We start from the raw sequence: 13,576 nt of genomic DNA, 5'->3' as shown, positions 1-13,576 counted from the left end.
CGGCCCGAGGGGTCAGGACCCGGTGGTGAACGGCACCGTCCGCCACGGGCTCTCCGGGTCGGTGGTCAGCGCCCGGTGTGCGTCCAGGACCGTCGTGTACCAGGGCCCGAACTCCTCCTCGTCGAAGTGCAGACACCGGCCCAGGACGTATCCGGCGGAAAACTCCTCCCACGAGTCGTACGAGGCCTGCGCGGCCACGGCCGCGCGCTCGATCGCCGTGAGCATCTCGGCCTCCGTGGCATACCGGGCGCCCCGGCCCCAACGGGCCATCTTGGAGCCGCGCCCGATGTCCCAGGCCGCGATCGTGCGCACGAAACCCTCGGGCGGCAGCAGTCCGTCGGCGCGGAAACGGGCCTCGTAGCGCAGCACCTTGCCCACGAGGGCACGCAGATGCGCCACGAACGCACCGAACTCGGGGTCGTCGTCGCCCGTGCCGTTTCCCCCGGCACGCTCGCGCAGCGCCGACTCCACACCGTCGCGCCACCGCCCGGGATCGACACTGCGGGCCCCCGCACGCAGCATGGCCGTCCGCGCCTCCAGCACGAAGTCCCAGTACCAGGGGCTCACCTCGCGGTCGAGAAGCCGCTCCTGGACCCCGAGCCAGTCCGCACGGCCGTGCACGCCCCAGGAGTCGGCGAGCCGTTCGGTCTCGCCCCGGTAGCCCATGCCGTGCCAGTGCGGTGTGTTCCACGCGTCACCGTTGCGGAAGCACAGGTGTGCCCCGCAGGCCAGCCCGTGCAACAGCCGGCCGGAGGGGGCGCCGGTGCGCCGGGTCACCACACGGTCCATCAGCGCGTCCGGGGAGAACAGCTCGTGGTGCAGGCCCAGCCACGTCTCCCGTTCGTCGTCGTCGGTCAGGAAGTACTGCTCGCAGGGCGTGGCCGCGTTGACCGCCAGAATGTCGGCCTCGTCGGGGACGATTTCCGCGAGTGCGCCGAGGGTCGCGTACTCGTAGACGAGGTACGGATGGGGGCGCGGCAGCAGACCGGGGGTGTAGACCTGTGCGATGGTGCGGCCGTCGGGCGTCTCGGTGGTCAGCATGGGGCAGGTGCCCTCACCGGCCGCCTGTGCCTGGTCGAGGCGCACCGGGTAGTACACCCCCTCGATCGCGAGGGTGCGCAGATAGGCGTACGCGTTGTCCGCCCGGCACAGCTTGTACAGGTACTGCTCCAGGTCGGTGGGCGCCTGCCAGCGACTGCCGTCCCGCGGCGCCGGGACCAGGGGGAAGAATTCGTCGTGGACCTCGTCCTCGGCTGCCGCGTGCATGGGGTTCCTTCCGCTCCGGTCCCGGCCGGGCTCCATCTCGAGATCGCGTATGTACGGTAACGGCTGTCCTGCCCGGAGCCGGGCCGGAGCGTGTTGTCAGCCCGTACGGCCCGGCACTCGCGGTGCGGGCTCCAAGGCGGGGGCCTCCGCGCCGTGTTCGGCGCCTTGTTCGGCACGGAGCCGAGCGGCCATCGCGTCCGTGCGTTCCCGCAGCGCACGCACCCGCTCGGCGGCCGGCGTTCCCAGCTGGGGGGCCTCCGCGGGAAGGGCGGGCACGCCGTGTGCCTCGGCGGTGCGTACCAGGCTGCGCATGACCTCCGCCTGCTGGGCCAGCAGGGCCGTGGTGAACATGTTGGCCCGCAGTGTCTTCCGCAGACCGAACGCCCCCCGATAGGTGATCTCGCAGGCGACGGCCACGGTCTCCAGCCGCTGTTCGGCCGCCTGCTCCAGTGCCGCGAGCATGACGGACGCGAGGCCCTCGACGACCTTGGTGACCACCCATTTCCGTCCCGGAAGCGGCGGCAGCAGTTCCCGGATCCGGTCGATCTCGGCGTCCAGCGCCTCCGTGGTCATGGCGCTGAACGCGTCGTGCAGCTGAAGGCTGACGACCTTCGACCACGGGATGTCCTCGCCGTCGAAACCGACCGTCTCGGGCCCGAACCGCAGGGCGCCGATGCTGTCCAAGGGGCGCAATGCCTTCGCGGTGATGGCGGGGACCTTGGGGTGCCGGCAGATGAGGGCGCCGAGCGAGAACTCCCACGGCACGTGCGTGGGCGCGGCGGGGGCGGGCAGGGAGCGCAGGACGGACAGCACCCAGTCACCGGAGGCGTTGGTGCCGGCCCGTCCCGCGTCGGCACCGCGCTGTACGGCGAGTGCGACGTCTCTTCCCAAGGCGGTGGCCGCGGCGCCCACCGAATCGCCCAGACTCCGCGCCCGGTCGAATATGCCCATGCCCTGACCCTGCCTCACCTGCGATGTTCTTGTGGCGGCGACACTCTACCCAGAGTTCCGGCGGGGTGATCACCCTCGTGCGCCGGCGGTGTCAGACACCGGGCCTGCCGATGACGCCATCTCGTCCCCGGCGGGCGCGGGCGCCGGGACCGGTGTGACGGAGTGCGGGGACCAGGAGTGCGCGGAGGGAAGAACGAGCCTTTGCCCCCAGTGGGCCACCGTCCCCTGAGGACGCAGACAGACGGCGGCGGCGAGCACCCACAGCACGCCCCCCACGAGGTTGCCGAAGACGTGCAGGCTGAGGGAAGCCGTCACGGCCAGGGCGAGGCAGGGGCCGAGGAACAGGCCCAGCGCGATCGCCGTCATGCGCAGGCCCCACCACCACGCCGGGACCGGCTGATCGCGAAGCCCCCGTGTGTGGTGCCACGCGTTCATACCGATCAGCGCCGGGAAGAACACGAGGCCCATGCACAGGAGGGACACGGCGATGGGGGAGTGAAGCCAGCGGACGGCTTCCTCGCTTCCCGGCGCACCCGTCGGCCATGGTCCCCGTGGTCCCGTCGTGACGGCCAGGAACCGGTGGATCCCCGTGCCGTCCCAGCCGTGGACGAGGACGAAGAACGACGCGACGTGGGGAAGCAGCAGGTGCAGGACGGCTCTCCGGGTCCTGCCCCGCGTCAGGAGCCGGTAGGTGATCAGACAGCCGAGCGTGCCGAACAGGGTGACGCCGGCGCTGAGGACGGCCGTGCCCCACGGTGGCATCGTCTGGGCGGCGTACATGGTTTCCCAGCCGGGGAACCGGGCGGCCAGCCACATGCCCATCGGGGTGAACACCAGCCCGAGGAACAACAGGGCCCGCAGCAGGGACCGGTCACGGATGCCGCGGATGCGCATGGGGTCACCATCGGCCAGGCGTAGCTGCTCGGCGGCGGCGAGCGCGAAGCCCGCGCCGATCCCGTACGACCAGAACGCGTCGATCTGAACCATGGGAATGCGAGGCCTTTCGCGTGGGTGGTCTTCGGCTGCGCAGCGTCCTGGCCGCCCGCGGCGGCGGGCCCCGCCGGCCTGACCGGCGCTTGAGGGATACGACCTAGACGCCGGCGAGCGACGGTTGTTCCGGGTGCCCCTGCGCGCCCGCTCCCTGTGGCGCCCCGGTGGGCGGAAGGAAGGAGGCGTACGCGGGCGGGAGCGTCACCCCGGCGAAGCGGAGTTGTGCCAGACGGCTGTGGTAGGCGGCGCCCCGCAGCAGGCCCCGGGCGATGTCCGCCGCCCTGCGGTTGCCGGGCGCGGCCCACGGCGTGCCGTGGACCCAGGCGTTGAACGCGCCCATGGCCGGGCCGCACCAGATCTGGAAGTCACCGGCCCGGTCCGCTTCCCCGTGTGCCGCCCAGCGGGAGGACAGCCCCAGATACCAGCGGAAGACCAGGGCCATCCGGAGCTTGGGATCGTGCTCGGCGCGCTCGGCCCGGTCGGGCCGGTTCGCCCGCAGGTAGGCGGCCACCTCGGGCCACACCTCGTCCAGCGGACGGTGGAAGATCTGGGCCTCCAGCCGCTCGCGGTCCCGCGGGGACAGTTCGTGCAGCCCCTCGTGCTCGCGGTAGAGCCGGTACAGCCAGGCCGCCCGGCCCGGAAACAGCGTGCCGCGCTTGAGTACTTGCACGTCGACGCCCATCTCGAACATGTCGGCCGCCGGCGCCATGGCACAGTCGCCGATCTCCGCTTCCGCGAGAAGGGCCTTGGCCGCGGCCGAGGTTCCGGCCTCGACGCAGGCCTGGTTGACCGATCCGGTGACGACGTAGGCCGCCCCCATGGCGAAGGCGGCGAAGGCGGCCTGGGGGGTGCCGATCCCACCGGCGGCGCCGATCCGCACCCCGCCGCCGGGGCGTCCCGCGAGTGCCTCGCGGTCGCGCAGCGCGGTGATCAAAGGCAGTTGGGTCACCAGGGGCCGCCGGTCGGTGTGCCCGGCGGAGTCGGCCTCCACGGTGATGTCATCGGCCAACGGGACCCGCCCGGCCAGTTCCGCCTGGTCGGCGGTGATACGCCCCTCGCGCACCAGCTGGGCGAGAAGTTCGGCGGGGGCCGGCCGCAGGAAGAACTCGGCGGTCCCGGCCTGGGAGACCTTGGCGATCACCCGGTTGTCGGCGTGCACCGCCGTGTGGGGACTTCCCCGCAGCCCGGCCGCCCGGTACCGCACGAGGTCGGGGGTGGGCTGGAGGAACGCGGACGCCTCGACGCGGCGCACCCGGTGGCGCAGGTACAGGTCGACGGCCTGCCGTTCGGCCTCGGGAGCCGCCGGGCTGTGGATGAGGTTGCAGGCCCAGGGCAGGCCGGGGGCATCCCGGCCGAGGCGGATCACGGCCTGTTCGACGCGTCCGGCGGGCAGGCCCGCCGCGCCGAATGACGCCAGGTGGCCGGTGCGCACCAGCGCGAGGACCAGTTCCTCGGAGGAGATGCCGCCCGCCATGGACCCCGCCATGTAGGGCTGTTCCGCCCCGTGGTCACGGAGGAAGGCCGTCGACCCCAGTTGCCGGGTGGCCATCGGCGGCACGGCGGCGAGGACGTGGACCGTGCTGCCGGGCCGCGGGGGGTGGGAGGTGGCGCCGACGCGTCCGCCGGCCCGGACCACGTAGCACGGCTGGTCGAGATCGCCGAGTACCTCGCGGACCCGCGCGGGGTCGAAGTGCACGCTCATACCGTCACCCGCGTCCGGTGGTCGGTGTCGTCCCCAAGGGCGATGTTCTCCACGGCGTAGACGCGCAGCCCGTCCCGCCAGACACTGCCGTCGGCCCGGGCCACGAGCCGGCCGGATTCCCGGCGGACTTCGCGGATGTGCACCTCGGCCTGTACCTGCCGGTGGTGCGGCAGGATCTGTCCCCGATAGGTCCACCGCAGTTCCTCGCCCGGGTGCGGTGCGAGCGCGTGGAGCCGGTCCTCGGGGACGGCGCCGGTGTGCGCGAGAAACACCTTGACCATCTGGGAGAGCATCTCGATGCCACAGGAGCCGGGCATGACGGGGTCGTTGAGGAAGTGCTGGGCGAAGTACCAGTCGTCGGCGTCGACGGGCTTGGCGCACAGCAGATAACCGGCCCCGTGTGTGCCCCCGTCCGGTACCAGCTCGGCCTCGGCCCCGGCCAGGAAGTCGAGCCGGCCGCGGCCCGGCCGGTCGCCCCGGTCGAGGTCGAGGGTCCGGGCGGTGCGCGGCGGTGTCTCCTGGCGGTGCAGCCACGGTGGGACGAGGCGCCCCGCGTCCATGCCCTGCTGCTGGGCCAGGGCGGATTCGGTGAGGAAGCCGTGGACGGTCTGTCCGCGGTAGAAGACGTCGTCGCCCAGCATGAGTTCGACCCCGTACCGCTGGAGGATCGCCCCCGGCAGGGGGGTGTGGGAGAGCAGCGTGGTGTGCTGGCGGATGGTGCGTCCGGGCAGTTCCACGGCTCGCAGCAGGCACGCCTGTCCTTCGAGGTTACGGATGGCGAGGTCCTCTCGCGGGTACTCCAGGCCGGCGCCCATCGCGGCTCCGACGAACCCTGCGGCCTGGAGCGCCGCCTCCAGGTAGAGCAGGTGGGGGACCGGGCCGGCGTTCTCCTCGACGTACCACGGGTCGTCGGGTACGTCGTATTCGGTGGTGTACGTCACTCCGGTGGGGTACTCGCCTTGGCGGTAGGGGACGGTCAGCATCCGGTCGAGCAACAGCAAGTCGCCCCGGGGCAGACGGGGCCGGATCCGCTGGCGCGAGGCGTCTCCGGCCGGGCCGAAGGCGACGCTGAGATCACCTTCGGCGGCGTGCGCCGTGTGCAGTTCGTGGACGTAGGCCGGTTCGCCGCCCGTGGTGTGCCGAAGCGTGTGCGCGGGCTCGCGAGGGATGACGACGGCGCCGGGTTCCTCGCGGAGTACCGTTCCCACGCCGTGCAGGCGCGCCACGAGGCGCGGTCCGTCGAGCACGCGCAGGTCCGCCACCACATGAGGCCGGGGCACGAGGCCCACCGTGACGATGTCGGCCTCCAGGGTCAGCGGCCCGCCGAGCCGGGTGCGGTCCGCGACCTCGACACCCGCCTCGCCGTCCCAGGGATGGAAGCGCGGGGCGGGCAGGCACAGATGCAACCCGAGGTACAGGGCGTAGACCTCGAGGGCCTGCCGTGCCGCTTCGAGGAGAGGCGCCGAACCGGCCCGGTCGCCCGGCCGGGCGGGCCGGGTCGTGGCGGTCAGCCGCCCCTGCCGGTAACGGCCGGCGCGGAGACCGGAGAAGGCGACCTCGTCGAGGAGCCGGAAGCCGTCCGGCCCCGCCGGGGCCGGGTGGTCGCCCCGTGGCCGGAAGGCGGGGCCGAAGACTTCGGCGGCACGTCCGGCGGCCAGCAGGGCCAGGTCCGGCGGCCCGACGCGGTGGCGGGTGGTACGGGCCAGGGGCCGGACCCGGCGCGGATGCTCCGGCAGTGCCCGTCGGGGCCGTGACGGTTCGGCTTCCATGGAGGCCGAACCGCTTGCGGGAACGGCGAGCGGTCCCCGGGGCCGGTCGTCCCCGCCCCGGAGGGAAGACGGCCGGCCGGCGCCTTCGAGGATCCACTCCTGAAGAGCCTGGTGTGCCCGGAGCGTCAACCGGTGTGCCGTGCGGGACATATGGGCGATGTCCTCGGTCAGCTGGGTGACATCGCCGGGACGGTACGGGGTCGCCCGGGTGCGGGGGAGGACAAGGGCGGGCGGGGCGGCGGGGGTACCCTGCCCGGCTTCGGGCCACCAGGGGGTGACGAAGTGCGGGCCGTCGAATCCGAGGTCGTCCATGGTCTCTGCCTGCTCGGGGGAGTCGGGGAAGTCGCGGAGGTCCGGCATCACGCACTCACCGGCTCAGGGTTTCCGGAGCCGGCCATGCGGCCCTGCTCGCCAATTCGGGCGCCACCACGATTCCCTTCAGGCCGTTCCAGCGCTGCAGGACCTCACCGTCGGGGGTGCAGGCGGTGACGGCGCAGGTCAGTTGCAGCGGGTCGCGGTCCATCAGCGTCACATGGATGACGAAGGGTTCGTCGTCGGGCAGCGGGGCGAAGAGTTCCACGTGTTCCACGGCGACCGGCAGGCAGCGGTGCCCGCACAGCCGCCGCCCGAGGAGCGCCGCGCCCTGGAGCAGCAGATCGGCCAGGGCGGGGCTGTAGGACATACCGGAATACGCCCCCTCGGCCAGCGCCGGGTCCCGGAGCCGTGCGGTGACGATGAGCCGTGTGTCGTCCTCGGCCAGCACCGGGCCGAGACCGCGCAGCAAGGGCCCGTGGAAGAGGTAGCCGTCGTCGTAGGCGGAATGGTGGCGGCCCTCCTCGGCTCGGCACGAGGGAAGATCCAGCCGCTTCGGCGCGGTGAGGCCGGCCGCCGACGACTGGAACACGCCTTCGTAGCGCGCCGCCGCCCCGCCGTCGTCGCCGATCACCACATGGACGCCGGTGGTGTCCTGGCCTGCCCGCGGGCGCATCGTGATCCGTCCGCGCGAAGGCTCGGTGCCGTCGAGGACGAGCCCCCTGAGGACGCGGAAGTCACGCACCTCCGTCACCGGCCGCCCGGGGCGGGTGCGTTCCACCGCGTTGAGGCCCCAGCCGATGGCGGCGGTCATCGGCAGCACGGGACGCCCGTCGATGCTGTGGTGGAGCAGCACGGGCTCGGCGGCCAGACCGTCCAGGTCACGCAGCAGGTCCGCGCCCCGCGAGGGCAGCGGAGGTGCCTGGAAGACCGATTCGACGGGTCCGAGGACGGTCACCAGGTCGTCGCAGTGCTCGGCGGCCATCTGCTCGACGAAGTACGCACAGCCTTCCTCCCGGCTGAGCAACGGCAGCCCCAGCCGGAGGAAGAACTCCTGGGCCTGCGCCGAGGCCATGCCCCCGCGCCACGGCCCCCAGGCCAGCGCCGCGACCCGGCAGTCCGGGTGCCGGGCCTTCCAGGCGCACGCGAACCGGTTGAGGGCCTCGTTGGCCATCGCGTAGTCCGTCTGGCGGCCGTTGCCGTAGATGCCGGACACGGAGGTGAAGACGACGAGGTGGCGCAGCCGGTCGGCCGGAAGACAGGCCAGGACGTTGGCCAGCCCGGTGAGTTTGGCCCCCACGACCCGCGCGACGTCCTGTGCGCTCTTTTGCCGCACCGGTTGGTCGGCCAGCACACCGGCGCCGTGGATCACACCGGTCACCCGCTCGGCGTAGGGCGACAGCACGGCCCGGACCGCGGCGGCGTCGCCGACGTCTGCGGCGACGTAGTCGGCTTCGGTTCCGTGGGCGCGGAGTGCGGCGAGGGTGGCGTGGATCTCCCGGTGCTGGTCCAGGCGCCGGGCCCGCGCGTCCAGGGACTCGCGGACGCGCGGGTCGTCGGGGTCGTGGCCGTCGGCCCGGGCCCGCTCGGCACAGGCGTCGCGCAGCGCCGCCTCGCTGTCGAGCCCGGCCGCCCAGGAGGGCAGGTCCTCCAACGGCGTGCGGCCCAACAGCAGGAATCCGCACGGGCGATGGGCCGCGAGGGCGGTGAGGCACCAGGAGGTGATGCCGCGCGCTCCGCCGGTCACCAACAGGAGGTCGTGCGGCTCGGGAGCGGTGGGAACGGTGGTGGCGGGCAGGAGGGGCGAGGGGGCGCCGGACACGGTGAGGGCGTGCCGGGTGGTGTCGTCCCACGCGATCTCGCGCAGGGGCGCGGCGTCGGTGATCTCGTGGAGGAACCGGTCGGCCACCGTGGTGGGGGCCAGACCGGGAGCGAAGTCCACGGCGCGGCAGAACAGGTCGGGTTCCTCCACGGCGAGGGCTTTGACCAGGCCGCCCAGCCCGCCGGTCAGCGCCTGCGGCAGATCGCCGCCGGAGCCGGCCAGTCCCAGGGCACCGTCCATCTGGGTGACGGCCACGAAACCTGCCCGGTGCCCGGCGGCCGCGGTGTCCTTGAGGGCGGTGGTGAGGTGTTTGGCGACGAGGACGGCGTGGCTCAGCCGGGTGATCACCGAGGTGGTGTCGAGCGGCTCCCCCCGGCCGACGGGCAGCACGCACAGGTCCAGCCGCTCCACCGTCGCCAGCGCGTCGCCGATCCGCTCACGCAGCGTCTCCTCCTGCCAGTCGCCGAGCGCCCACCGGTTCGCACCGGCCGCCGCGAGGCCGGGCAGAGTGAGCCGCAGAGTCCGCCAGCCCTGTGTGGTCAGGCCCTGTGCGAGGGCGGTGGCCAGTGTGCTGCCGTCGTCCAGCAGCAGTGCCGTGGGGTGCGGTCCGTAGGCGTCGGCGAGGGCGTCGGGCCCGGGCACGGGCCGCAAGGTCACGAACGCGCGCCCCAGCGGTACCGGTTCGACGGTGTTCCCATGGTCGCCCTCCGGGGTGGCGATGTCCGTCAGGAGGAGGACGAGGTCACGGACCGTACGAGCCTGTGCGAACCGGTAGATCTCCTCACGCGGCAGGAACGGATAGCGGCGCCACGCCTCGGCGGCGATCTCCACCTGCTTGAGGGAGTCGATGCCCAGGTCGGTCTGGATGTCCAGGTCGGGCTCCACCATGTCGACGGTGTATCCCGTCTTCTCCGCGACGAGTTCGCGCAGCACCCGCTCGATGTCCGCCGGGTCCGTGGGGGGTGCGCCGGCGTCCGGCGCGCCGGCCTGCTGGGGGATGGTGTCCGGTGGGCCGTCCTGCCCGGTCGCCGGTGTATCGGGTCCGGTGACGGCGGGGCGGGGCGCGGGCACGGCCAAGGCCTGCGGGAGACGGTCTTCGTCGGCCGGGCCGGACGCGCCGGGTGTGACCTCGGCCGGGGCGTGAGCGGGGTCCGACTGTTGTCCGTCCAAGGGCGCGCTCATGCCGTTCGCGTCCACCGGGCCCGTCGACGGGGTGACCTCATGGCGCAGGCGGGCGAATTCGAGCATGATCTCGTGCGTGCGGATGTGGGCCTGGCTCAGGGCCACACTGTGGTCCCTGACGGCCTCGACCCGGGAGAGCAGGGCGGGGTCCGCCTCCTCGTCGGGACGGGCGCTCAGCAGGTCGGCCAGTCGCCGTGCGGTGTGCAGCTGACTCTCCATGTACCGCGCGTGGAGGTCGAGTTGCTCGGTCGCGGCGCGCGCCAGCTCACCGTCCGACCGGTCCGGGGGCGCCGTCTCCGGCGTGGGTACGGGAGCCGTATCCGGTGCGGGGAGCGCGGCGGCGCACTGATACCCATTGGCCAGCTCCGCCTCGTAGCGCGGCCGGCAGGCGTTCACGGCGAAGGCATGGCTTTCCAGCAGGCGGGCCACCGCGGACGGCTCGGGGCGCCGTGGCGGTGCCGGGGCGTCGTAGCGGTCGATGCCGGTGATCTCCACACCCAGCACGGCCAGCCGCAGAGCGGCGTTCTTGAGGGCCGCCGCACTGTCGGTACCGGGGCCGAGGTCGGTGGGAACGGCCTCCACCGTGCCCTCGCCGAGGGTACGCAGCACCAGCCGTGTCAGGACCTGCTTCGGCCCGAATTCCACGAAGACCCCGAAGCCGTCGGCGTGCAGCTCCCGTACCCGGCCCGCGAAGTCCACCGGGTTCAGCAGCTGCTCGGCGAGGACGCGGCGGTTGGCCGCCGTGTCACCGCCGTAGACCGCGCCGGGGGTGTTCGCCAGGACCGGCGTCGCCGGGGGACACAGCTCCACGCCCTCGACGGCCTCGGCGAAGGCGGCCGCGGCGTGCCGGACCAGCGGGGTGTGGAACGCGGCGGCGACCGGCAGCCGGTGCACCGCGACACCGTCCCGGGCGCAGGCCTCGGTGAAGCGCTCGACGGCCGGGGTCGGGCCGCCGATGACCAGCTCGTCCGGCGCGTTGCGGTTGCACAGCGTCAGCTCGCCGTGGTCGGCGGCCAGCTCCTCCCAGGCGCCCTCGGACATACGCACCGCGGCCATGGCCCCGGGGTCGTAGCCGTCGACGGCCGGCGGTTCCATGGCCTGTCCGCGCTTGCGCGTGAGCGTCCGACACGCGTCGTCGGTGAGGCTCCCGGCGGCCCACAGCGCGGTGAGTTCGCCGCAGCTGTGCCCCAGCAGTGCCCGCGGGGCGAAGCCCAGCTCGGACAGGAAGCGGTACTGGCCCATCGCCAGGGCGCCGATGGCGGGCTGGGCGTAGGAGGTCCGCCGCAGCCTGCGTGCGCTCTCGGGCGCGTCGTACCGCCCCGGCGCGGGGTAGACCACCCGGGCGAGGGAGTCCTCCTCGTCCGGCCACAGTGCGTTGGCCTCGTCGAAGGCCTCACGTACCGGAGGGACACACAGGGAGGCCTCCAGCCCCATGTTCACGTACTGACTGCCCTGCCCGGCGAAGAGGGCCGCCACCTTCGTGCCGGCGGGCAGCGCGGCGCGCCGGTAGTGGACACGGCCGGACAGGCTCCAGTCCGGCAGGCCGGGGTGCGCGTCGAGATGGGCGACGGCCTCGGCCACCAGGGCCGCGCGGGTGTCGTCGTCGGTGGCGAGGACCCCCAGCCGGGCGTGGTCGGCGGGGATCGCCCCGGCGGGCTCGGGGGCGGCCCCTTCCCGGAGCCGCTGCACCAGGGCCTCGGGGGTCGGCGCGTGCCACAGAAACGCCTTCGGGGTGCCGTGCAGGGCTTGCGCGTGGGTGTCGGAGGGCTGGTGTTCCTCCAGGACGGCGTGGAAGTTCACTCCGCCGAAGCCGAAGGCGGACACCCCGCCGCGGCGGACCGGGCGGTGCGGGTCGCGCACCCACGGCCGGGCACGGGTGTTGATGTACAGGGCGCCGTTCCCGGCCACCTTCTCGTTGGGCGCGTCGACGTTGATGGTGGGCGGCAGCAGCTTGTGGTGCAGCGCCAGGGCGGTCTTGATGAGTCCCGCCGCACCGGCGGCCGCCTTGGTGTGACCGATCTGGGACTTGACGCTGCCGACCGCCACGTTCCCGGCTCCCTCACCGGAGCCCTCCAGGAAGGTGTTGAGGGCCGCGAGTTCGGTGCTGTCCCCCACCGTGGTGCCGGTGCCGTGGGCCTCGATGAGTTCGACGGATCCCACGGGCGCGTCGGCGTCGGTGTAGGCGCGCCGCAACGCCTGCAACTGCCCCTCACCGCAGGGCGCGTAGATGCTGTTGGTCCGCCCGTCACTGGAGCCGCCCAGCCCGCGCAGTACGGCATAGACCCGGTCACCGTCGCGCTCGGCGTCCGCCAGGCGCTTGAGCGCCAGCATGCCGATTCCTTCGCCGAGCAGCGTGCCGTCGGCGGACCGGTCGAAGGGCTTGATGTGCCCGCTCGGGGACAGCGCGGGCGTCTTGCTGAAGAACATGAACTGGAGAACCGAGTTGTCCGCGTCACAGCCACCGGTGATCATGAGATCGGCGCGGTGCTCCACCAGTTCGCTGACAGCCATGCGCACCGCCGCCAGGGAACTCGCGCACGCCGCGTCGACGACGCAATTGGCGGCCCCGAAGCCGTACCGGTTGGCGACGCGTCCGGCGACGACATTGGCGAGGCTGCCGGGAAAGCTGTTCTCGGTCCACGGGGGTGAGGCCGCCTTGAACTTGCGGGCGATCTCGTCGGCGTCCCGTTCCGACAGCCCGCAGCTCAGTGCGGACTCCCGGACGATCGGGGCGTAGAGGCGGCTGCCCAGCGGCACGACGTTGCTGCTCTGGCCGCACACTCCGAGAATGACGCCGGTACGCGCCGGGTCGTACCAACCGGACCCCTCGCACCGGGCGTCCTTGAGGACCTCTCCCGCCACCCGCAGGCTCAGCAGTTGGACCAGCCCGATGGAATCCAGGGTCGAGGGGGGCATGGAGAATTCGATCGGATCGAAGACCGTGGGCGGCAGGAAGCCACCACGGCGGCCGTAGGTCTTGTCCTCGGCGAACATGTCCGGGTCGTAATGGTCCGAGACCCGCCATGCCGTCTCCGGTACCTCCGTGATGCAGTCCCGCCCGGACACCACGTTGGACCAGAATTCGCGCACGTCATGCGCCTGCGGAAACATTCCGGCGACGCCGATGATGGCGATCGGGTTTCTGGCCAGCCGGAATTCGTCTGCATCCAGCATACGAACCTCATTATTGTCGGACAGGTGGGGCGGGCGGCGGCAGTGGGCGACAGACCGCTCTGCGGTACGCCCGGCACGGTGACGGCCGAATGCCCCGATGAGAGTGCCTCAGAATGCCACAGGAGGTATGCACCGACTCGGCGCCACGGACGCGTTTTTCTCCGGCTGCCGGCACTCCGCGTGTGGCACAGGGAATTTTCGCCCGCTCCGTAAACACCACTGCCGGTGAATCACCCGTTCGGGAAAGGTGTCGCCTCGATTGACGCAGGGCAACACAGCAACCCTTGGCCGGCTCCTCCGTCGGACGGCAGACGTGAGTCCCCCGTACGGGGGACTTCACGGGTGCGGCCCACCGTCCGCGGGAATCGTCGGATCAGCCTGACAACGGGGCCGGGGTCGGGGTAACGG

General features: G+C 72.7%; 6 protein-coding genes. All 6 read right to left on the bottom strand.

Features of this window, described 5'->3' with window-relative positions; genetic code table 11:
* Positions 1-12: 12 nt before the first annotated feature.
* Positions 13-1,266: a DUF1266 domain-containing protein gene (locus tag ACZ6MA_RS05615; RefSeq protein WP_469431329.1), complete on the bottom strand. Its 1,254-nt coding sequence runs from the start codon at positions 1,264-1,266 to the stop codon at positions 13-15.
* Between the two features lie 96 nt (positions 1,267-1,362).
* A complete protein-coding gene (locus ACZ6MA_RS05610) occupies positions 1,363-2,217 on the bottom strand; it encodes a hypothetical protein (RefSeq protein WP_469431328.1) in 855 nt (284 codons plus the stop codon).
* A 69-nt stretch (positions 2,218-2,286) separates the two neighbouring features.
* Positions 2,287-3,204, bottom strand: coding sequence for a hypothetical protein (locus ACZ6MA_RS05605; protein WP_469431327.1), 918 nt, complete (start codon positions 3,202-3,204; stop codon positions 2,287-2,289).
* Between the two features lie 103 nt (positions 3,205-3,307).
* Complete coding sequence (locus tag ACZ6MA_RS05600) at positions 3,308-4,909, bottom strand: PfaD family polyunsaturated fatty acid/polyketide biosynthesis protein (protein WP_469431326.1); 1,602 nt, start codon at positions 4,907-4,909, stop codon at positions 3,308-3,310.
* Entirely contained in the window at positions 4,906-7,038 is a 2,133-nt protein-coding gene (locus ACZ6MA_RS05595; RefSeq protein WP_469431324.1) for a 3-hydroxyacyl-ACP dehydratase, read from the bottom strand. Before ACZ6MA_RS05595 ends, ACZ6MA_RS05600 begins: the two co-directional genes overlap by 4 nt.
* Positions 7,039-7,045: 7 nt before the next feature.
* Complete coding sequence (locus tag ACZ6MA_RS05590) at positions 7,046-13,168, bottom strand: SDR family NAD(P)-dependent oxidoreductase (protein ID WP_469431322.1); 6,123 nt, start codon at positions 13,166-13,168, stop codon at positions 7,046-7,048.
* Positions 13,169-13,576 lie beyond the last annotated feature (408 nt).

It is taken from the genome of Streptomyces sp. NPDC042259 (assembly GCF_055582085.1).
Note: the sequence above shows the minus strand (reverse complement) of the source record. Positions and strands in the feature narration are given on the sequence as shown.